The organism is Xenorhabdus budapestensis (assembly GCF_002632465.1).
In the GTDB taxonomy this organism is placed as follows: Bacteria; Pseudomonadota; Gammaproteobacteria; order Enterobacterales; family Enterobacteriaceae; genus Xenorhabdus; species Xenorhabdus budapestensis.
In genome coordinates this window covers 24,013-45,387 of the sequence record NZ_NIBS01000011.1, presented here as the reverse complement: position 1 = coordinate 45,387, position 21,375 = coordinate 24,013, and the positions used below count along the sequence as shown (strand labels likewise).

Genomic DNA, 21,375 nt, shown 5'->3' with positions numbered 1-21,375 from the left:
TAGCCTTTTGTTCCTTTATTTCTCTATTTTTGACGACTTAAAGTTATAAAGGAGCGGCTATGTCATTTCAACTCATCATAAAAGTCGAGCATCGCGTTAAATTAATTAAATAATAATCAATATTCCACTCTGACTGAATTAGCGGTTATAGTGATAGCTGTGATGTTAATAAAGGAGTTGCCATGACTTGGGAATACGCACTGATCGGATTAATTATTGGTTTTATCATCGGAGCACTGGCTGTCCGCTTTGGCAGCACAAAATTGCGGCAGCAAAATGCTGTACAAGCAGAACTGGAGAAAAATCGGGCAGAACTTGAAGAGTATCGCAAAGAGCTGGTCAGTCATTTTGCCCGCAGCGCTGAATTGCTAGATAATATGGCTCGCGATTATCGCCAGTTGTATCAGCATATGGCCAAAAGCTCCAATGAACTGATGCCAAACATGCCTGTACAGGATAATCCCTTTAATTACCGTCTTAACGAATCCAAGACCGATACTAATCAAATCGTCACCGATATGCCTCCGCGAGACTATTCTGAAGGTGCATCCGGCCTGTTTCGTCCAATTCAAGACCAAAAACAATAAATCCTCTTGCCGTGGTAACAATCGGTGCCACGGCAAGTTACTTTATCCTGTTGTATATGTTTGTTTTTTATTTTTTACTCAGGTAAATCCCTGTAAAGACATTCAACAAAACTACATTATTAGTGAACTTTGCTGAATACTTGGTAGTCATAACTGCAACGAAACAATTATGCTTGAGACCTGTCTCAATCAGTGTAATTTCTCAGAAAACAGAATTTCCTTATGAGATGGGAATTTTAAGTACGATTTTCCTTTTCTGGCTTAGGTATGTAAGAGAACGTATTCAATGAAAAGTAAAAACACATTGCTCAGCGCACTCGCGATCAGTATTGGATTATCTTTGGCTTCGGTTCCAATAGTAAGTAATGCAGCTTTACCTGCTGCCATGGCCTCTCAAGAATTGCCGAGCCTGGCTCCAATGCTGGAAAAAGTTCTTCCTTCCGTCGTTTCCGTACATGTTGCTGGTACTGAGGTGCAAACCCAACAGCTCCAGCTACCAGAAGACTTCCAATTCTTCTTTGGGCCAGGTTTTCCGCCAATGGAAAAAAGAAGCCGTCCATTCCAGGGATTAGGTTCTGGTGTCATTATCAATGTCGATAAAGGGTACGTACTTACTAACAATCACGTCATCAACAATGCAGATAAAATTAAAGTCCAGCTAAACGACGGGCGTGAATATTCGGCCAAACTCATCGGGCGTGACCCACAAACTGACATTGCTCTTTTACAGTTAAAAGATGCCAAAAATCTGACTGCCATCAAATTTGCTAACTCAGATCAGCTACGTGTCGGTGACTATGCTGTTGCCATCGGCAACCCATTTGGGCTAGGGCAAACCGTTACCTCAGGGATCATTTCCGCCCTTGGCCGTAGTGGCCTGAATCTGGAAGGTCTGGAAAACTTTATTCAGACCGATGCTTCCATTAACCGAGGTAACTCTGGTGGTGCTCTGATTAACCTGAAAGGGGAGCTTATCGGCATTAATACCGCTATCGTCGCACCAAGCGGTGGCAATGTTGGTATTGGTTTTGCAATCCCAAGTAATATGGCCAAGAACTTAGCAGATCAGCTGATTGCTCATGGTGAAGTAAAACGTGGCCTGCTCGGTATCAGAGGCACCGAAATGTCAGCAGATATCGCCAAAGCACTGAATATTGATGCACAACAAGGTGCATTTGTCAGTGAAGTCACGCCTAAATCTGCTGCGGCTAAAGCCGGTATTAAGCCAGGAGATGTGCTGGTCTCCATTGATGGCAAAAAAATTAATAGCTTTGCTGAGTTAAGGGCGAAGATTGGCACTACCCTTCCAGGTAAAGAGGTCAAAGTTGGTTTACTGCGTAAAGGGAAGCCAATGGAAGTAACTGTCATACTGGAAAACAGTGAAAATCAGGCAACTAAAGCGGAAAAACTGAGTATTGCTCTGCAAGGTGCAACTCTCAGCACTAGCATAGTCAATAACACTCCTGGCGTAAAAGTCGATGCAGTTGCCAAAAATTCATCAGCGGCAATGGTCGGTTTGCAGAAGAATGATTTGATTATCGGTGCTAATAATGTTCGTGTTAAAAACATCAACGAACTGCAAAAGATACTGGAAGAAAAACCATCCGTTATTGCCCTGAATATTCTGCGTGGTAGCGATAACATTTACCTGTTGCTGCATAATTAATCAATATATACCTCTATGAATTTCAGGTTGTAGTGTGACAACAAACAATGTGACAACAAACAATCTGAAAGATAAAAGGTATAGAAAAGGCAGACACAGCATAAGCTGTGTCTGCTCGCTTCTGTGCTATGCTTTTTTAACTTATTGATTATTGAATAATGCCATGCTGATCAAATTACTGCGCTCCATATTGGTAGGATTACTTATTGCAGCGATTTTACTGGTTGCCATACCATCACTGCGTCCCAATAAGTTAAATAATTTCCTATACAGCAACGACACAGAAAAACCTTCCAGTTACAGTCAGGGCGTTCGCCGGGCAGCTCCTGCTGTCGTTAACATCTACAGCACCAGCATAGGTAGCTTTTCCCATGAACCACGGGAGCTTATCCCACTGGGTTCCGGTGTCATCATGAGTGAACAGGGTTACATACTCACCAACAAACACGTCATCAATAAAGTGGGATCTATTATTGTGGCGTTGCAAGATGGGCGTTTTTATGAGGCGCTGTTGGTAGGCTCTGATGGCCCGACCGATCTAGCTGTCCTCAAGATAAACGCCGAAAATCTCCCAGTGATCCCGATCAATCTCAAACACACTCCCTATGTGGGCGATATCGTGCTGGCAATCGGCAACCCTTACAACTTAGGGCAGACGATTACTCAAGGCATTATCAGTGCGACCGGGCGTGTCGGACTCAGCCCGACACGGCGACAGAATTTTCTGCAAACAGACGCGTCAATTAATCAGGGTAGTTCCGGCGGCGCACTGGTCAATACATTGGGGGAGCTGGTGGGCATCAATACACTGTCATTTGATAAGTCTGAATTTGGTTCTACTCCTGAAGGATTAGGATTTGCTATTCCCACAGAGCTTGCAACAAAAATCATGCAGAAATTAATCCGTGATGGACGAGTTATCAGAGGATATATTGGTATTTCAACAAAAGAATTGCCTAATATTCGTTCTTCAGGAACCAATATTCATCAAATTCAGGGAGTTCGGGTTTTCCAACTTTTACCGGGCAGCCCCGCGAAAAAGGCAGGTATTCAAGTGGGGGATATCATCATTAGCTTCAACCACAAGCCTGCAATTTCACCTCCCGAAATAATGGATCAGGTTGCTGAAATCCGTCCCGGTAGCGTCGTTCCTGTTACCGTCTTGCGCGATGACCAAACTCTCACTTTCAACATTACGATTGAGGAATTTGATGAACACTGAGATCCATCATTAGATGGGAAACGCTCAGGCTTTCAGTTCAACTCTTTCCCAAATTCTCCCCCGCGAATTCTCTCCCCTCATAAATTGGGGGAGAGAGTATATTTATCTTACTTAATGCGTTCGATATTGGCACCCAGACCACGCAACTTATCTTCAATATGTTCGTAGCCCCGGTCAATATGATAAATCCGGTCAACGGTGGTCGTTCCTTCCGCAATACAGCCAGCTAATACCAAACTGGCAGAAGCGCGTAAATCCGTTGCCATCACCTGAGCACCAGATAATTTTTCTACGCCGCGGCAAAGTACCGTGTTACTCTCAATTTCTGCATGTGCGCCCATACGAATCAATTCAGGGATATGCATAAAACGATTTTCAAAAATAGTTTCGGTGATCATACCTGCACCTTCAGCGACGATATTCAGTAAACTAAATTGTGCCTGCATATCAGTCGGAAAGCCCGGATGCGGTGCGGTACGGAATGTTACCGCTTTTGGTCGTTTACCATGCATATCCAAACTAATCCAGTCATCACCTACCTGAATATCAGCTCCGGCTTCACGTAACTTAGCCAAAACGGCATCCAATGTATCCGGCTTAGCCTTGCGACAGATAACCTTTCCACGGGAAATAGCCGCTGCAACAAGAAAAGTTCCTGTTTCGATGCGATCAGGCAATACACGATAAACACCACCACCTAAACGCTCGACACCTTCAATCAGAATGCGATCAGTTCCTGCTCCCGTAATTTTTGCGCCCAATGTATTCAGGAAATTGGCCGTATCTTCGATTTCAGGTTCACGTGCTGCATTTTCAATGATGGTCTTACCTTCCGCCAGCGTTGCTGCTGTCATAATAGTTACCGTCGCACCGACACTCACTTTATCCATGACGATGCTGGCACCTTTTAAACGACCGTCCACAGATGCCTTAACATACCCTTCTTCCAGTACAATCTTCGCACCAAGCTGTTCCAGTCCGGAAATATGAAGATCGACAGGGCGGGCTCCGATCGCGCAACCACCGGGCAAAGAAACCTGTCCCTGCCCAAAACGGGCTACCAGTGGTCCCAATGCCCAAATGGAAGCACGCATGGTTTTAACCAGTTCATAAGGCGCACAATATTCATTGACTCTTCTGGCATCAACAAATACCGAACCTTTACGTTCCACTTTCGTTCCCAAACGGTTCAGCAGTTTGATTGTGGTATCAATGTCTTTTAATTCAGGAACATTCTGTAATTCAACTGGCTCTTCCGCCAGCAACGCTGCGAACAGGATTGGTAATGCGGCATTTTTTGCCCCGGAAATAGTCACCTTTCCTGACAAGCAGGTAGGCCCTTTCACTCGAAATTTATCCATCAGTCATGATTCTCTTATTTAATTCAAAGTGTGCTGTTTGCGGCGAAGCAAACAACCTCAAAATCCCTGGAGCTTGCGGTCACGTTGCCATTGTGCTGGTGTATAAGTTTTAATTGACAAGGCGTGAATACGGTTATCAGCGATATATTCCATCAGAGGTGCATAAACTGCCTGCTGTTGTTTGACACGGCTTAGCTCACCAAAAATTTCACCCACTGCAATTACCTGAAAATGGCTGCCATCACCGCTAACGATAACTTCATCAAGCACCAACTTTTCCATCAGTACTTTTTTAATTTCATTAATATCCATAGGTTGCTCACATTCGCTGTTAAAATAATAGTAGACGCCTATCGTAATGGAATCCAGACGACTCTTAAACCAAGAAAAACGCCCTTATAAGACAAGCACTCATAAGGGCGATAATTATACCCACCGTCTTTCTGGTGAATTATTCTCAGGTTATAAATGGTCTGCAAAGTATCTTTGCAGACCATAAAGCGTAATCAGCGTTTTCAGGCGCTCTCCTATACCAGAAAATGTCAGCGCTTTGCCTTGTTGCTGCCTGTCACCTTTTACGCGAACAAATAAGGCCAGCCCCGTGGAATCCACATGTTCAAGTTGGGAAACATCAATATTATCTATCTGAGCCAATACGCTGTCTCTTTCCTGCCAAAAGGATAACAGGCTATCGCGATCCAACGTACCTTTCAGAAACAGTGTGTTTCCTTCTTGTTCCCAACTTAACTGCATTCTATCAAGCACTTTATCCTTTTCCCGGTTTTTCATATCACTTTTTCTTTTCCAAAGTGATTGGAACTTGTGCACTGATTTTCAATTGCTCAGTTAATCCATTGATACCTTTTTGGCGCAGAATTTCCGACCACTCATTCTGTTTCGTCGTAATCATGCTCACCCCTTCTGCTATCATGTCGTAAGCCTGCCAGTACCCGGTTTTACTGTTTTTTCGCCACTGAAAATCGAGACGAACAGGTGGTTGACCATTAGGATCTGTGATGGTGACACGGATAGCTACGATGGTCTTATCATCCAGTGGTTGCTCAGGAGCAATTTGGTAATTTTGTCCATGATACATTGCCAGAGCCTGACCATAAGCTTGCTCCAGATAAGACTCAAATGCCTTGAAATAAACGTCACGCTGCTCTGGTGTCGCTTGCTTATAGTAAGGCCCCAATACCAATGCTCCTGCATATTTTGCCTGTACATAAGGCATTAATTCCTGATGCACAATCTGACGCAGTATTTCAGGATTCGCCTGAATCTGCGGCTGTTCATTCTTTAGACGAGAGAACGTTTTTTCTGCTGCATCTTTCATTAATGCATAAGGGTTGGTTTGATCAACAGCACTGGCGAATGGTGCAACCACCAGTAAGGCAGCCATAAGTAATCGCTTAAACATCATTGGCATTTCTCCTAAGCAGTGGATTATTGGTTAGTGTGCCTGTGCGGGAACAGCAGAAGATTGACGATGATCTCCACCCCCACTCTTGTACAGGAACTGACCAATTAAGTCTTCAAGAACCATTGCAGGTTTGGTGTCCTCAATCCGATCTCCATCTTTCAGCATGGTGACGCCCAAATCAGGATCATCAAACCCTACATTCAACGCGACATATTGTTCACCTAACAGACCTGAGGTCCGAATAGAAAGAGAACTGGAACTTGGAATATTGTCGTACTGCGTGAAAATATCCAGATCGACCTGTGGAGTATAGGTTTTCTTATCCAGCCAGATTTTCCCTACCCGACCAATAACAACGCCTCCGATTTTGACAGGGGAACGTTCTTTCAATCCACCAATATTGTCAAATGCAGCAGTGACACGATAAGTGGTCTGGCTACCGAAAGACCGAATATCAGCGACTTTCAGACATAAAAAAATGATTGCTGCCAGTGCAATTAAGACAAAACCTCCAACCCAAATTTCATTTTTCTTACTTTGCATCGAATTAGTTCCCAAACATCAGTGCCGTCAGCACAAAATCCAAGCCCAATACTGCCAACGACGCATGAACCACTGTGCGCGTCGTTGCCCTGCTGATCCCTTCCGATGTTGGGATAGCATCATAACCATTGAACAGCGCGATCCATGTAACCGTGATGGCAAAAACTACGCTCTTTAGAAAACAATTAAGTATATCTTTCTGCCATTCCACCGCTGACTGCATGGAAGACCAGAAAAAACCACCATCAATGCCTTTCCAATCCACACCAACCATCACGCCGCCCAGAATGCCAACTGCAACAAAAATAAGTGATAACAAAGGCATACTGATAAAGCCAGCCCAGAAACGTGGGGCAACTACCCGACGCAATGGGTCAACTGCCATCATTTCCAAACTGGAAATTTGTTCTGTAGCTTTCATCAGACCAATTTCTGCGGTCAATGCAGATCCTGCGCGACCAGTAAACAAGAGTGCCGTCACTACCGGGCCTAATTCCCGCAACAGCGATAAAGCTACCATCATGCCAAGGCTGCCTTCAGCACTGAAAGTTCTCAGCACCAAATAGCCCTGTAACGCCAAAACCATGCCAATAAATAAACCTGAAACGACAATAATCAGCAGTGACTGAACACCTACGCTATAAAGCTGCTGACGCAATAATAACCACTGTCTGGCAGGTTCCGGTTTACCAATAATTGCGCTGAACAGCATGAACCCCGCACGACCGAATGAAGCGACAACTTCAATCGCACGCCTGCCCAATGTTGCCAATGCCCGTGTTAACATCAACATTCCATTATCCTAATAACTATTTTGTTATTAACTAATTTTATTAGCTAATAACTCGGTTTTATAATCCCCCGCAGGGAAACGGAAAGGCACTGGCCCATCAGCAATGCCATCAAGGAACTGTCGTACCCGTTGATCCTGATTCATTTTCAACTGCTCCGGTGTACCTTCTGCAATAACCTTTTGTTCAGCCACAATGTAAGCATAATCAGCAATGCTCAATACTTCAGGAACATCATGAGAAACCACAACACAGGTGACACCAAGAGCATGATTGAGTTCATCGATCAACTTCACCAGAACACCCATTGTAATCGGATCCTGACCAACAAATGGCTCATCAAACATGATTAAATTAGGATCCAGTGCAATCGCCCTCGCCAAAGCTGCCCGCCTTGCCATACCTCCAGACAACTCCGATGGCATCAATTGAGCGGCACCACGCAATCCTACGGCTTCCAGTTTCATCATTACCGTAGTATAAATTAACTCCTCGGGCAGCTCAGTATGCTCACGTAAGGGAAAAGCAACGTTGTCAAAAACATTCAGATCCGTAAACAATGCACCTGACTGAAATAACATGCTCATTTTCTTACGGACAGCATAAAGGCGTGAGCGGGATAATGCTGGGATATTATCGCCATCAAACCAAATTTCACCACGTTCAGGACGGATTTGCCCACCAATCAAACGCAGTAGAGTCGTTTTTCCAATACCGGAAGGGCCCATGATAGCGGTTATTTTTCCTTTTGGGACGGTCAGATTAATATCAGCAAAAATTGGGCGTTGACCACGAGTGAAATACATACCGTTGATCTCAATAAGATTTTTTGTTTGTTGACTCATTATTGATAGCCCTTAATCGTTAATAAACTAATTGCTTACTGTTTCCAAATAATCAGTGATGCATACTACAAAAAAATTGCCAAATTTGCGTTAGCAAAGTGATAGCAAATTTTACTTTTTATCATTCGACCTTCAGAATATATAACTCTGACTAAATAAATATTTTTATTTACAAATCAATCAACACTGGCATTGTGCTCAAATAAATCTTTATCTAAGGAACACATCATGTTTCTGACTATTGTACTGCTCATTACTGGGTTGATTTTACTGGTGTATGGTTCTGATAGATTAGTATATGGTGCTGCGGTGTTTGCCCGCGCACTAAAAATACCGCCTTTTATTATCGGCCTGGTGGTCATGGGAATCGGCACCTGTTTGCCAGAATTGATGGTATCTGTCACCGCAAGTCTGAATGGGCTACCAAACATGGCTGTGGGTAATGCAATCGGTTCTAATATTACAAATTTACTGTTGATTATCGGCGCCGTCGCACTTATTCGTCCAATAACAGTGCAATCAGAAATTCTGCGGCGAGAATTGCCCCTGATGTTGCTGATTATGGGATTTGCAGGCTACTTGTTGTCTAATAACTACCTGAGTCGTTTGGATGGCATTGTTCTGTTGTTTACCGCCCTATTTTTTATATCAATAATGATAAAAATGACAGCCAACTCCCAATGTAATGATATCGACAACTACACACGGGAGCGGGACTCAGAACTGCCCGTCGAAGGCAACAAAGGGATCGCGCTGCTTTGGGTTGTTTTAGGGTTAATTATCCTGCCGATATCTACCCGCATGGTAATTGATAATGCCACCGTGATTGCGCATATTTATGGTATCAGTGATCTGGTTATTGGACTGACAATTTTAGCTGTGGGAACAAGCCTGCCTGAACTTGCTACTTCTATTGCTGCGGCCATTAAAGGCGAAAATGATATGGCAATAGGAAATATCATTGGTTCTAATGTTTTCAACATGACTTTTGTATTAGGTATTTCCAGCATATTTTCACCCAGCGTTATTTCATCCTATGCCTTTTCCCGGGATTTTTGGATCATGATGGCAGCAAGTGTACTATTCACGATATTCTGTGTAAGGAGAAAACATCGGTTGAACCGATTGAACGGCGGGTTATTACTCGGCTGTTTTATCGCTTATTTTGTCGTACTTTTTGTGATGTCTGGTGATTAATATCCGGTGATTAATGTACTGAATAATTACCGATTGAATGGGAAGAAGTGGGAGTAAAAATGCCTAAGATTGATTTTCAGCAAGCAGGTAAGAGAGTATTACATATCGAACTCGACGGATTAGCGAGGTTGGAACAATACATCAATGATGATTTCAGCAAAGCCTGTGAATTAATGTTTGGCTGCGAGGGCAAAGTCATTGTCATGGGGATGGGAAAATCCGGCCACATAGGAAGGAAAATGGCAGCAACATTTGCCAGCACCGGAACTCCGTCGTTCTTTGTCCACCCCGGAGAAGCCAGTCACGGTGATCTCGGCATGGTAACCCCAAAAGACATTGTAATAGCCATTTCCAATTCCGGTGAATCCAATGAGATCCTCGCCTTAATTCCAATACTTAAGCGGCAAAAAGTCCCACTCATCTGTATGACAAATAACTGTAACAGTAGTATGGGTAAAGCCTCTGATGTCCATTTGTGCATCAAAACACCACAAGAAGCCTGCCCATTGGGATTGGCTCCCACAACCAGCACAACCGCAACGTTGGTCATGGGCGATGCCCTGGCCCTTGCACTACTGGAAGCCCGTGGTTTTACCACAGAAGATTTCGCCCTTTCCCATCCCGGTGGTGCACTTGGACGCAAACTTTTGCTACTGACCAGTGACCTAATGACCACTGGTGATAATATTCCTCGAGTACCCCGCACTGCCACCCTGCGTGAAGCATTGATAGAAATCACACGAAAAAAACTGGGCATGACGGTCATCTGTGGTGGTGATATGCAGATCGATGGTATCTTTACTGACGGGGATCTACGCCGCGTTTTCGATATGGGTATCGATTTAAACAACGCCAAAATTTCTGACGTCATGACCACGGGAGGGGTCCGCATCAAACCGAATGCGTTAGCTGTTGATGCCCTGAATCTGATGCAATCACGCCATATTACCTCCCTACTGGTTACAGAAGGCAACACCTTGCTTGGTGTATTACATATGCACGATCTATTGCAAGCAGGAGTTGTATAAAAACCCGTCATATAAGTCTGGTAAAATAGTACTGAACAGGCCTGCAACCAAAGGCCTGTCACAATTTAATACTAGTTACAACACTAGTGAAATAATGTAGTAGAGAATTCCTGAATGAAGCAAAACGAATATCTGGATACCTGTTATGGCCCAGTTAATAAAGAAATTATCGAGAAAGCCAAAAAGATCCGCTTATTGATCTGCGATGTTGATGGTGTGATGTCAGATGGCCTGATATACATGGGCAATGAGGGTGAAGAGCTGAAAGCCTTCAATGTTCGTGATGGTTACGGTATCCGTTGTTTAATTACCTCCGGTATCGAAGTTGCAATCATAACTGGCCGCCAAGCCAAGTTGCTGGAAAATCGTGCAAAAACCCTTGGTATTACATATCTTTACCAAGGTCAGAACGATAAGATTTTGGCGTATCAGGAACTGTTGGATAAACTAGCGCTACAACCTGAACAGGTTGCCTATATCGGCGATGATCTGATTGATTGGCCAGTAATGGCTCAGGTCGGGTTATCAGCTGCGGTGGCCGATGCTCACCCACTATTGCTGCCGAAGGCGAATTATGTAACTCAGATTGCTGGTGGTCGTGGGGCAGTCAGAGAACTTTGTGATTTGGTGCTTTTCGCTCAGAATAAGCTTGAAGATGCCAAAGGGTTATCAATATAAAATATGAACTGAAAAAAGAATGAGCAGAACTCAATCCTGGCTGATCGCAATACTGACTTTGATTGTGCTTGCATTGATTGGCTGGAATTTATCCAATTCAAATCAAGACACTTCATCACCAATTTTAGATGATAGTTATCCTACTTACCAAACAGAGGAAGCTATCACATTTGTTTATGATCCAGGGGGTAAATTGGCTTATAAACTCGTGGCAGATGATGTTAAAAATTATACGGAAACAAAACTGACTTGGTTTACCAAGCCAGTTTTGACTACTTTTGATGCTAACAGCTCATCCACACCCCCGAAACCGACATGGACAATACGCGCCAATAAAGCAAAACTTACCCATGATGATATGCTCTACTTACATGGGGATGTCCAAGTGGACAGCTTGAATGACGCATCACAATTGCAAAAGATCACAACAGATAATGCAACAGTCAATCTCGTGACTCAGGACGTCGTATCTGACGATAAAGTCACTTTAGAGGGAGTCGGACTGCAATCTGTTGGTATGAGAATGCGCGGCAATCTACGAGACAAAACTGCTGAATTGATTGAAAAGGTGAGCACTCGCTATGAGATTCCACATGAAGAACCTAATCCGTAATACCCTGATTACCAGTACACTGGTTGCAGTTAGCCAGCCTGCGCTGGCATTGAAAGATGACACGCAAAAACCCATTACCATTGATTCAGCCAGACAATCTTTGGATGTAACGAGGAACGTTACCACATTTACGGATAATGTTATCGTAAAGCAAGGTTCTATCGATATTCGGGCTGATAAGGTTGTTGTTACCCGCCCTGACGGTGATTCGAAAAAAACCGTTATCGAAGCCTATGGCAATCCTGCAACGTTTTATCAATTACAGGATGATGGTAAACCCATCAAAGGCCATGCTTCGAAGATGCGCTATGAAATGGGTAGCGAGCTAGTCACACTGACAGGCAATGCTTATCTTGAACAGCTCGACAGTAACATCAAAGGCGATAAAATCACCTATTTAGTGCCAACACAGCAAATGGAAGCCTTTAGTGATAAAGGTAAACATGTCACCACCGTCCTGTTACCTTCTCAGTTGCAGGAAAAAGGCCCTAGTGTTAACAACGCTGATGTTAACAACACTGATGTTCATAAAAAGAGTAAATAACGACGTATGGCAATATTAAACGCGGACAATCTGGCAAAAGCTTATAAGGGACGTAAGGTTGTTGAAGATGTCAGCCTGAAAGTAAAATCAGGTGAAATTGTGGGCCTGCTTGGGCCAAACGGTGCAGGTAAAACCACAACTTTCTATATGGTCGTTGGCATTGTGCCACGTGATGCAGGTACTATCACAATAGACCATGAGGATATCAGCCTGCTACCTCTGCATGAACGTGCCCGCCGGGGCATCGGTTACTTACCACAGGAAGCCTCAATCTTCCGCCGGCTGAGCGTGTACGATAATTTAATGGCGGTTCTTAAAATCCGTAAGGATATCAATCAGGAACAGCGCAAAGCACGCGCCGAAGAATTAATGGAAGAGTTTCATATTTCTCATTTGCGTAACAATCTTGGTCAATCATTGTCCGGTGGTGAACGCCGCCGTGTGGAAATCGCCCGCGCACTGGCCGCTAATCCTAAATTTATTCTGTTGGATGAACCTTTTGCAGGTGTTGACCCTATTTCTGTTCTTGATATTAAAAAGATCATTCAACACCTACGTGACTGTGGTCTGGGTGTTCTAATTACTGATCATAACGTCCGTGAAACACTGGATGTTTGTGAACGTGCTTACATTGTCAGTCAGGGGCATTTGATAGCCCATGGTACACCAGAAGATATCCTTAGCAATGAGCAAGTTAAGCGAGTTTATCTGGGCGAGGGTTTCCGGCTTTAAGGCTCATCGTCAGGCAAAATTCGAGGGCATTCAGTTCAGGAGTATTAAGGATCAGTGCAGGAGGAAGTGAGAACGTTATGAAGCAAAGTTTGCAACTCAAGCTCAGTCAGCAATTGACGATGACGCCGCAACTTCAGCAAGCTATCCGTTTGTTGCAACTTTCTACGCTTGAACTTCAGCAGGAGATCCAACTGGCTTTGGAAGCCAACCCTATGCTTGAGCAAGAAGAACTGCATCAGGAAATTGATACCCAAGGTTATTCTGATACGGAAACAGCACCTGATTCAGAGACATATCCTGATACCGAAACAAAAGTCATGGATACTCTTGAAGCCCTTGAGCAACGAGATATGCCTGAAGAGCTTCCCCTTGATACCAGTTGGGATGAAATTTATACCGCAGGTACATCCCTGGGAACAAAAAGTGACTACAGCGCAGATGATTTCCCCGTCTATCAAGGTGAAACAACCCAGACATTACAAGATTATTTAATGTGGCAGGCTGCGCTGACGCCCTTTACTGAAACAGACTCAGCCATCGCCACATCGATCATTGATGCCATTGACGAAACAGGCTACCTGACAGCCCCTGTCGAGGAGATTCTTGCCAGCATTGGTGATGATGAACTGACATTAGAAGAAGTCGAAACCGTACTCAAGCGTGTACAACACTTTGATCCCATTGGTGTTGCGGCACGTAATTTACGTGAATGCCTGCTGATCCAGCTTGCAATGCTGCCAGCAGAAACACCTTACCTGAACGAAGCAAAACTGGTTACCAGCAAGTACCTTGAACTATTGGGCAACCGGGACTTTCGAAATTTGTTGCGACAGAGCAAATTAAAAGAAAGTGCATTAAAAGAAGCAATTGATATCATTCAGTCACTGGAGCCGAGGCCCGGATTAATGGTGAATACCGGAGAATCCGAATACGTTATTCCCGATGTATTAGTCCAGAAAGAGAATGAACGCTGGCAGGTCAGGCTGAATACCGACAACATCCCTCGTCTGCGCATTAATCAGCATTATGCCGCACTAGGGCAACAATCTCATAATGAGAGTGACAGCCTGTTTATCCGTAATAACCTGCAAGAAGCCAAATGGCTGATAAAAAGCCTCGCAAGTCGCAATGAAACGTTATTGAAAGTCAGTAACTGCATTGTGGAGCGACAGCAAGATTTCTTTGAATATGGTGCGGAATACATGAAACCACTGGTACTGGCTGATATTGCCTATCAAGTTGACATGCATGAATCCACCATTTCCCGTGTGACAACCCAGAAGTATCTGCATAGTCCACGCGGGATTTTTGAATTGAAATATTTTTTCTCCAGTCACGTTAATACCGATAGCGGAGGCGAAGCCTCTTCTACGGCGATACGGGCACTGGTGAAAAAATTGGTCGCGGCAGAAAACCCGGTCAAGCCACTGAGTGACAGTAAATTGACAAACTTACTTGCCGAGCAAGGCATTCAGGTAGCACGTCGAACTGTCGCAAAATATAGAGAGTCGTTATCCATCCCGCCTTCAAACCAACGTAAAAAATTGGTTTGAACAACCCAGAGAAGGAAAACACTATGCAACTCAATGTTACAGGCCACAATCTTGAAATCACTGATGCACTACGCAACGTTGTGAACACAAAATGCGGCAAATTGGATCAATATTTCGATAAGATTAACCTTATTCAGGTCATCCTCCGAGTGGAAAAGGTGCAGAAGATCGCTGAAGCCACGGTGTATGTCAACGGAGGAGAGTTGCATGCGAGTTCAGAGCATGAAGATATGTATGCGGCAATTGATGCGCTGGCAGACAAACTGGCTCGTCAATTGACCAAACATAAAAGTAAATTGAGACAACATTAATAGCTTTCAGACAACAGGACTGTCATAAGATTAGCACTATTCTATCTATACCAATAGACTTCCGGTTGCATCAAAGTAGGCAATAAATGAACACAGCCAACAAAAGAAACAACCTGAAGGCTCAATGGCATAAGCATAAATAGTGCTCTGATACCAGATGTCTACACTCAGGCATCTGGTATTACAGTCTCTAAGTGAATAAAGAAATGAACAACGAAACAGATTTACCACTAAGTTCAGTGCTTTCATCCGAATGTACGCGTAACAACGTACTTTGTTCGAGTAAAAAGCGTGCCTTAGAGATTATCAGCGAGCTGGCATCAAAACAGCTTAATTTACCAGAAAATGCCGTATTTGAAGCCATTCTTTCCCGTGAGAAAGTGGGGACAACAGGTATTGGCAACGGAATTGCCATTCCTCACGGCAAGCTGGAAACAGAATGCGCAAATAATGCCGTTGGTGTATTTTTGCATCTGGAACAACCGATTACCTTTGATGCTATTGATAATCAGCCTGTTGACTTGCTATTTGCTTTATTGGTTCCATCTAACCAGTGCCAGATCCATTTACATTCACTCTCATTGATTGCAAAGCGGCTGTCAGATAAAAATCTCTGTCGTCGTCTGCGTTCAGCACAAAGTGATGAAGAACTATACAAAATCATTACTGAATAAATAACGATTACAATTGCGGTTACAATTGATTGCTGAAAAGCAATAAAAACAGCAGCGGTTCTAATGAACCGCTGAGACATTAAGGGGAGTCATCTCATGGTGCTGATGATAGTCAGCGGTCGTTCTGGTTCTGGTAAATCCGTAGCCCTGCGCGCGCTGGAAGATATGGGGTTCTATTGTGTGGATAACCTGCCGGTAGTGTTACTTCCGGAGCTGGCTAATACATTGGCTGAGCGTGATATTTCAGCAGCAGTCAGTATCGACGTGCGAAATATGCCGGAATCACCCGAAATTTTCGAAGAAGCACTGACAAAATTACCGGACAGCTTTTCACCGCAGCTTCTGTTTCTTGATGCAGATCGTAACACATTGATCCGCCGTTACAGTGACACCCGGCGCTTGCATCCGCTCTCAAGTAAAAATCTGTCACTGGAAAGCGCCATCGACAAAGAGAGCGATCTACTGGAGCCGCTGCGTTCACGGGCAGATCTGATCATTGACACGTCTGAGATGTCAGTCCATGAACTGGCTGAAATGCTAAGAACGCGTTTATTGGGCAAACGCGAACGTGAATTGACAATGGTATTTGAATCTTTCGGCTTCAAACACGGTATTCCAATTGATGCAGATTACGTTTTCGATGTGCGCTTCCTGCCAAACCCACACTGGGATCCGAAACTGCGCCCGATGACGGGGTTGGATCGCCCTGTTGCCGCATTTTTGGATCGCCATACAGAAGTGCATAACTTTATTTACCAGACCCGCAGTTATCTTGAACTCTGGCTGCCGATGCTGGAAACCAATAACCGCAGCTACCTGACAGTTGCCATAGGTTGTACCGGCGGTAAACACCGTTCGGTTTATGTGGCGGAACAGTTGGCTGATTATTTCCGTTCCCGTGGTAAAAACGTGCAATCACGTCACCGCACACTGGAAAAACGTAAGTAACCGAACGTAACCAATCAAAATAAAACAGACCATGACAGTCAAGCAGAGACTTGAGATTAAAAACCGACTCGGTATGCATGCCCGCCCTGCCATGAAACTGCATGACCTTGTGCAGCAGTTTCAATCTCAAGTCATCCTGCGCAACGGAAGCAATGTTCAGGCGGAGGCTCATAGTGTTATCACTATGCTGATGTTGGACTCCGAACAAGGTAGTTACATTGAAGTTGAAGCAACCGGGCCGGATGAACAACAGGCGCTGGCGGCTATTGTGGAGCTATTTAATTCCGGCTTTGATGAAGAATAAACTTACACGATTTTGCGGGATTGCAGCACAGACCACCATCTCTGTTTTCTCTCTATTTCTCTTGCATTCACTTACGTATAACCCCCCTTACTTTTCCCTTAATACTTCACTTCTATCCAACAAGAACGGCAACAAACACAGTATTTGAAAACAAAAAAAGATAAAAAAACCTTCATAAATTCCATTATAAGATCCTTCCAAAAGGATAAATCAAGAAGCTTTACTTATTAAGTAAGTAAAACACCCCGACTATTTACAAATAATATTCATTAAATAATAAATGTTATCTATCAATAAATTAACGCTATTAAATCAGTTTGAAAAAAACTTATCATTAAAAGGAATTTATACACAAAGCATTATATGTACAGTTCCTACATTGGAGGTTTACTTCATGCGTTTTAATAAGACCACATTGGCTATCTTTCTTGGACTGACTTTATGCCAAAGTGCTGCTCAAGCGGCACCAGTGCTTTCTTTAGATAATACTCAGGCAAAACGTGTTGCAGCTAACAACAATGCTTGGGTAGAAATCAACACTACCGCTTTCGAAAACAATATCAATACACTGGAAAAAAATCTGAACAAAGACACCAAAGTGTGTGCGATTCTGAAAGGCGATGCTTATGGTCATGGTATCGGTCTGCTGATGCCATCCATCATTAAAACTGGAGTACCTTGTGTAGGTATCACCAGTAACGAAGAAGCCCGCATCGTACGTGACAACGGCTTCAAAAGCCAGCTCATGCGTGTTCGCGCAGCTACTGTGAATGAAATTGAGAGCACCCTAGGCTATGACATGGAAGAAATAGTCGGTGATCTGGCAAGCGCCAAAGCTATTGATGCTCTGGCTAAAAAACATGGCAAAGAAATTCGTGTCCATTTAGTGCTGAACACTGGCCTCATGAGCCGTAACGGGCTGGAAATGAAAACTGAGCAGGGTAAACAAGAGGCTCTGCAAATTGTTCAACTGCCTAACCTGAAATTGGTCGGTATAATGAGCCACCATGCTCTCACCGACCTGAACGCCATCCGCAATAGTATTAAGAACTTCAATGAACAAACTGCCTGGTTGATCAAAGAAGCAAATCTGAAAAGAGACGAGATCACCTTACATGCATCCAGCTCTTTTGCATCACTGAGCATTCCGGAAGCTCAGTTTGATATGGTACGTGTTGGTAGTGCACTGTATGGCATGCTGTCTGACAGCTACCCAGAATACAATCATCTGATGCAGGTAAAAACCCGGGTTGCATCTGTTAAACCCTATCCTAAAGGTAATGGTGTCAGCTACGACAACACTCACATCCTAAAACGTGATTCTATGCTCGCTAACCTGCCAGTTGGTTTCTCTGATGGCTTCAGCTCTGCTATGTCAAACAAGGCATTTGTTTTGATTAACGGTCACCGTGCTCCGGTTGTTGGCCTCGTTTCCATGAATACCGTAATGGTGGATGTGACTGATCTGCCTGATGTGAAAAGTGGCGACGAAGTGGTGATTTTCGGTAAACAAGGTAATGAAGAAATTACCCAGTCTGAAATTCAGCAATGGAGTGGAATGCATATTGTTGAGCTATCTTCTATCTGGGGAGAAACCAATCCAAAGATCGTTGTTACAGGTTGATAATTTGTAATCCAATAATATAGGTCTGGCTAAACCTTATTTCATTAACAACACAAAACAGTTCGTGATCATGATCTCTTTATTTTCACGACAGAACAGCCTAATATCACTTTAATCACATTTGCAAATAACACCCCCCTCCTTGCGTTGCGGGGTGTTATTTTGTATTGAGCCTAATTTGGAGCGTGGTATGACAAAACCTAAAATTATTATCAATGAATTAGATGCAGAACGTTTAGATTCTCTGTTGGAACAAGCTGTATTTGCCAATAGCAGTATCGCAGATGCACTAAATGAAGAGCTGGATAGAGCTGAAATTGTGCCACCAGTAGAAATACCCGCAGATGTTGTTACAATGAACAGTGAAATTAAATTTATTGATTTCAGTAACAATGAAGAGCGAGTCCGAACCCTCGTTTACCCGTCTTCTCTGCAAGACAGCACAAAACAACTATCCGTGATGGCACCTTTAGGCGCTGCACTTTTAGGATTGCGAGTAAATGATGAAATAACCTGGGAATTGCCGAATGGTGAAAAAACCCGGATTAAAGTATTAGAGATACTTTACCAACCCGAAGCGGCAGGTGAATATCACCGTTAACTCGCAGCCAGCTCAGTAGAACCAAACTGGCTGTTGTTGATTGAGTATCCCTATTGACCGGCGATACTCATTTCCGGCAACAATACTGATCCACACTGAATGTTACTACGTGTTTCAATATCATTACCTATTGTCACCATATTTGCCCACATATCTTTCAGATTGCCCGCAATAGTGATCTCACTGACCGGATATTGTATTTCGCCATTTTCGACCCAAAAACCGGCTGCCCCACGAGAATAATCCCCAGTCACAGCACTGACGCCCTGTCCCATCAGTTCCGTCACTACCAGGCCGGTTCCCATTTCCTGTAGCAGACCTGCAAAATCTAACCCTTGCCCCGCGATACGCCAGTTATGAATCCCACCTGCATGGCCTGTACTCGTCAGCCCCAGTTTACGGGCAGAATATGACGTCAACAACCATGACTGTAAAATACCCTCTTTAATAATTTCACGCGGCAATGTGCGCACACCTTCACTATCAAACGGTGTAGAAGCCAACCCTCTCAGCAAATGTGGTTGTTCTTCAATGGTCAACCATGAAGGCAGGATCTGCTTACCCAGACTATCCAGCAAGAAAGATGATTTACGATAGATGCTGCTGCCGCTGATCGCTCCAACTAAATGACCAAACAGGCCGGTAGCGACTTCGGCAGAGAAAATCACAGGCGCTTTCATCGTCGAGAGTTTACGTGCACCTAAACGAGACAATGTACGATGCGCACTTTCCTGCCCAACCCATTCTGGCGATTGCAACTCATCAAAACGACGGTTCACAGTATAAGCATAATCACGCTCCATATTGCCATTCTGCTCTGCAATCACGCAGCTCGACATGGAATAGCGACTTGAACAATAGCTCTGTAGCATACCGTGACTATTACCAAAGACCCGAATACCATAATGACCATTAAAACTACCACCTTCGGTATTGGTAATACGCTGATCTGCCTGTAATGCAGCCTGTTCGGCACGGGCAGCCAACTCAATCGCCTTATCAGCATCCAAATCCGCAGGATGGAACAAATCCAGCTCCGGTGCCTCAAACGCCAGTAACTCTTTGTCTGCGGGACCAGCACAAGGATCAGGTGAAGTGTAACGGGCGATATCAATGGCAGCCTGTACAGTACGTGCAATGGCTTCCGGGCTTAAATCGGTAGAAGAGGCACTACCTTTGCGCTGCTGGTGATAAACGGTGATCCCCAATGCACCATCACTGTTAAACTCAACATTTTCGACTTCACTGAAACGGGTACTGACACTAATCCCCATCGTTTTATTGACTGCGACTTCCGCAGCATCACTGCCTGTTTTTGCTAATTCCAGAGCGTGAGAAACCGCATCTTCCAGTTGTTTGCGCTGCTCCGCAATTTGTTGATTGGTAACTATCATTAATTAACCATATGAATTAAAGAGAAAATTTATCAGGAAAAATGCGTGTTTCGGCTTTCAATATCAATGCCGAGTGGTAATCAGGCAATTTTCCCAGTTACAATACACGATATTAGGATGTTAACACCCACCGGACGATAGGTCATGTTCCAAAGTGTACCTTATCCGGCCTTTTTAGAAGGAAAACGATTATGGCAAAGCAGCCTGAAGATTGGCTCGACAATTATCCTGCTGAAGAGGAAGAAGAAGAGATAATCTGGGTCAGTAAAAGTGAAATCAAGCGGGATGCTGAAATACTGAAAAAACTAGGGACAGAGCTGGTTGAATTAAGCAAGGGCGAGCTGGAACGTATTCCGTTGGACGAAGATCTGCTGGCCGCTATTGAATTGGCACAGAAAATCAAGCGTGAAGGTCGCCGTCGTCAATTACAACTGATTGGCAAATTGTTGCGGGCTCGTGATCCTGAGCCAATTACCACTGCGCTGGATAAACTGAAAAACCGTCATAACCAGCAGGTTGTGATGCTACATAAGCTGGAAGAATTGCGGGATAAGTTACTTGAGAGCGACAGCGCCCTTGAAGAAGTCGTAACGCTATATCCACACACAGATCGTCAGCAACTGCGGACGCTGATACGCAATGCTAAAAAAGAGAAAGCAGCGAACAAGCCACCGAAATCCTACCGTCAGATCTTCCAATATCTGAAAGAGCTATCAGAATCGGCTTAGTATCCTCT

The 21,375-nt window shown here is 44.0% G+C and carries 25 protein-coding genes; 17 read left to right on the top strand and 8 right to left on the bottom strand.

The genetic code is table 11. The features are described 5' to 3' along the window. Positions 1-182: 182 nt before the first annotated feature. From zapG to degS, 3 genes are all read left to right on the top strand, one after another. Complete coding sequence (zapG, locus tag Xbud_RS11320; protein WP_099136165.1) at positions 183-587, top strand: Z-ring associated protein ZapG; 405 nt, start codon at positions 183-185, stop codon at positions 585-587. Between the two features lie 286 nt (positions 588-873). Beyond that, positions 874-2,253, top strand: coding sequence for a serine endoprotease DegQ (degQ, locus tag Xbud_RS11315; RefSeq protein WP_099136164.1), 1,380 nt, complete (start codon positions 874-876; stop codon positions 2,251-2,253). Between the two features lie 163 nt (positions 2,254-2,416). Then, complete coding sequence (gene degS, locus Xbud_RS11310; protein WP_099136163.1) at positions 2,417-3,475, top strand: outer membrane-stress sensor serine endopeptidase DegS; 1,059 nt, start codon at positions 2,417-2,419, stop codon at positions 3,473-3,475. A gap of 107 nt (positions 3,476-3,582) precedes the next feature. Here degS and murA read toward each other — a convergent pair whose 3' ends face one another. The 7 genes from murA to mlaF all read right to left on the bottom strand — a co-directional run bounded on the left by murA (position 3,583) and on the right by mlaF (position 8,438). Then, positions 3,583-4,836 (bottom strand): UDP-N-acetylglucosamine 1-carboxyvinyltransferase, encoded by a 1,254-nt coding sequence (gene murA, locus Xbud_RS11305; protein ID WP_099136162.1) that lies wholly within the window; start codon positions 4,834-4,836, stop codon positions 3,583-3,585. 57 nt (positions 4,837-4,893) lie between these two features. Beyond that, on the bottom strand, positions 4,894-5,148 hold the full coding sequence (ibaG, locus tag Xbud_RS11300; protein ID WP_099136161.1) for a BolA family iron metabolism protein IbaG: 255 nt from the start codon (positions 5,146-5,148) through the stop codon (positions 4,894-4,896). A gap of 150 nt (positions 5,149-5,298) precedes the next feature. Continuing rightward, positions 5,299-5,625, bottom strand: coding sequence for a lipid asymmetry maintenance protein MlaB (gene mlaB, locus Xbud_RS11295; protein ID WP_099136160.1), 327 nt, complete (start codon positions 5,623-5,625; stop codon positions 5,299-5,301). A gap of 1 nt (position 5,626) precedes the next feature. Then, positions 5,627-6,256 carry a phospholipid-binding protein MlaC gene (mlaC, locus tag Xbud_RS11290; RefSeq protein ID WP_099136231.1) on the bottom strand — a complete coding sequence of 210 codons (630 nt, stop codon included), beginning with the start codon at positions 6,254-6,256 and terminating at the stop codon, positions 5,627-5,629. Positions 6,257-6,289: 33 nt separating this feature from the next. Further along, on the bottom strand, positions 6,290-6,802 hold the full coding sequence (mlaD, locus tag Xbud_RS11285; protein ID WP_099136159.1) for an outer membrane lipid asymmetry maintenance protein MlaD: 513 nt from the start codon (positions 6,800-6,802) through the stop codon (positions 6,290-6,292). 4 nt (positions 6,803-6,806) lie between these two features. After that, positions 6,807-7,589 (bottom strand): lipid asymmetry maintenance ABC transporter permease subunit MlaE, encoded by a 783-nt coding sequence (mlaE, locus tag Xbud_RS11280; protein ID WP_099136158.1) that lies wholly within the window; start codon positions 7,587-7,589, stop codon positions 6,807-6,809. Positions 7,590-7,622: 33 nt separating this feature from the next. Beyond that, positions 7,623-8,438 carry a phospholipid ABC transporter ATP-binding protein MlaF gene (gene mlaF / locus Xbud_RS11275; protein ID WP_099136157.1) on the bottom strand — a complete coding sequence of 272 codons (816 nt, stop codon included), beginning with the start codon at positions 8,436-8,438 and terminating at the stop codon, positions 7,623-7,625. Positions 8,439-8,666: 228 nt separating this feature from the next. Here mlaF and Xbud_RS11270 point away from each other — a divergent pair, with 228 nt between their 5' ends. The 13 genes from Xbud_RS11270 to rnk all read left to right on the top strand — a co-directional run bounded on the left by Xbud_RS11270 (position 8,667) and on the right by rnk (position 19,245). Beyond that, positions 8,667-9,635: a calcium/sodium antiporter gene (locus Xbud_RS11270; RefSeq protein WP_099136156.1), complete on the top strand. Its 969-nt coding sequence runs from the start codon at positions 8,667-8,669 to the stop codon at positions 9,633-9,635. Positions 9,636-9,694: 59 nt separating this feature from the next. Then, positions 9,695-10,663, top strand: coding sequence for an arabinose-5-phosphate isomerase KdsD (gene kdsD, locus Xbud_RS11265; RefSeq protein WP_099136155.1), 969 nt, complete (start codon positions 9,695-9,697; stop codon positions 10,661-10,663). 114 nt (positions 10,664-10,777) lie between these two features. Continuing rightward, positions 10,778-11,341 carry a 3-deoxy-manno-octulosonate-8-phosphatase KdsC gene (kdsC, locus tag Xbud_RS11260; protein WP_099136154.1) on the top strand — a complete coding sequence of 188 codons (564 nt, stop codon included), beginning with the start codon at positions 10,778-10,780 and terminating at the stop codon, positions 11,339-11,341. A 19-nt stretch (positions 11,342-11,360) separates the two neighbouring features. After that, complete coding sequence (gene lptC, locus Xbud_RS11255; protein ID WP_099136153.1) at positions 11,361-11,954, top strand: LPS export ABC transporter periplasmic protein LptC; 594 nt, start codon at positions 11,361-11,363, stop codon at positions 11,952-11,954. Then, on the top strand, positions 11,935-12,498 hold the full coding sequence (gene lptA, locus Xbud_RS11250; protein ID WP_099136152.1) for a lipopolysaccharide ABC transporter substrate-binding protein LptA: 564 nt from the start codon (positions 11,935-11,937) through the stop codon (positions 12,496-12,498). Before lptC ends, lptA begins: the two co-directional genes overlap by 20 nt. 6 nt (positions 12,499-12,504) lie before the next feature. Beyond that, positions 12,505-13,230 (top strand): LPS export ABC transporter ATP-binding protein, encoded by a 726-nt coding sequence (gene lptB / locus Xbud_RS11245; RefSeq protein ID WP_099136151.1) that lies wholly within the window; start codon positions 12,505-12,507, stop codon positions 13,228-13,230. 77 nt (positions 13,231-13,307) lie between these two features. After that, positions 13,308-14,783 (top strand): RNA polymerase factor sigma-54, encoded by a 1,476-nt coding sequence (rpoN, locus tag Xbud_RS11240; RefSeq protein WP_099136150.1) that lies wholly within the window; start codon positions 13,308-13,310, stop codon positions 14,781-14,783. A gap of 23 nt (positions 14,784-14,806) precedes the next feature. After that, entirely contained in the window at positions 14,807-15,094 is a 288-nt protein-coding gene (hpf, locus tag Xbud_RS11235; protein ID WP_038259564.1) for a ribosome hibernation promoting factor, read from the top strand. 206 nt (positions 15,095-15,300) lie between these two features. Then, a complete protein-coding gene (gene ptsN / locus Xbud_RS11230; protein WP_099136149.1) occupies positions 15,301-15,768 on the top strand; it encodes a PTS IIA-like nitrogen regulatory protein PtsN in 468 nt (155 codons plus the stop codon). A gap of 96 nt (positions 15,769-15,864) precedes the next feature. Next, positions 15,865-16,716 (top strand): RNase adapter RapZ, encoded by an 852-nt coding sequence (gene rapZ / locus Xbud_RS11225; RefSeq protein ID WP_038259562.1) that lies wholly within the window; start codon positions 15,865-15,867, stop codon positions 16,714-16,716. A 31-nt stretch (positions 16,717-16,747) separates the two neighbouring features. Next, positions 16,748-17,020 (top strand): PTS phosphocarrier protein NPr, encoded by a 273-nt coding sequence (gene npr / locus Xbud_RS11220; RefSeq protein WP_099136148.1) that lies wholly within the window; start codon positions 16,748-16,750, stop codon positions 17,018-17,020. Between the two features lie 394 nt (positions 17,021-17,414). Next, positions 17,415-18,644: an alanine racemase gene (gene alr / locus Xbud_RS11215; protein ID WP_099136147.1), complete on the top strand. Its 1,230-nt coding sequence runs from the start codon at positions 17,415-17,417 to the stop codon at positions 18,642-18,644. Positions 18,645-18,834: 190 nt separating this feature from the next. Then, entirely contained in the window at positions 18,835-19,245 is a 411-nt protein-coding gene (gene rnk, locus Xbud_RS11210) for a nucleoside diphosphate kinase regulator (RefSeq protein ID WP_099136146.1), read from the top strand. Between the two features lie 50 nt (positions 19,246-19,295). Here the strand turns inward: rnk and pmbA are convergent, their stop codons facing one another. Beyond that, positions 19,296-20,639, bottom strand: a complete 1,344-nt coding sequence (pmbA, locus tag Xbud_RS11205; protein ID WP_099136145.1) for a metalloprotease PmbA — start codon at positions 20,637-20,639, stop codon at positions 19,296-19,298. A 191-nt stretch (positions 20,640-20,830) separates the two neighbouring features. On the opposite strand from pmbA, the gene yjgA reads away from it, so the two are divergent. After that, positions 20,831-21,367, top strand: coding sequence for a ribosome biogenesis factor YjgA (yjgA, locus tag Xbud_RS11200; RefSeq protein WP_099136144.1), 537 nt, complete (start codon positions 20,831-20,833; stop codon positions 21,365-21,367). The last annotated feature ends 8 nt before the right edge of the window (positions 21,368-21,375 follow it).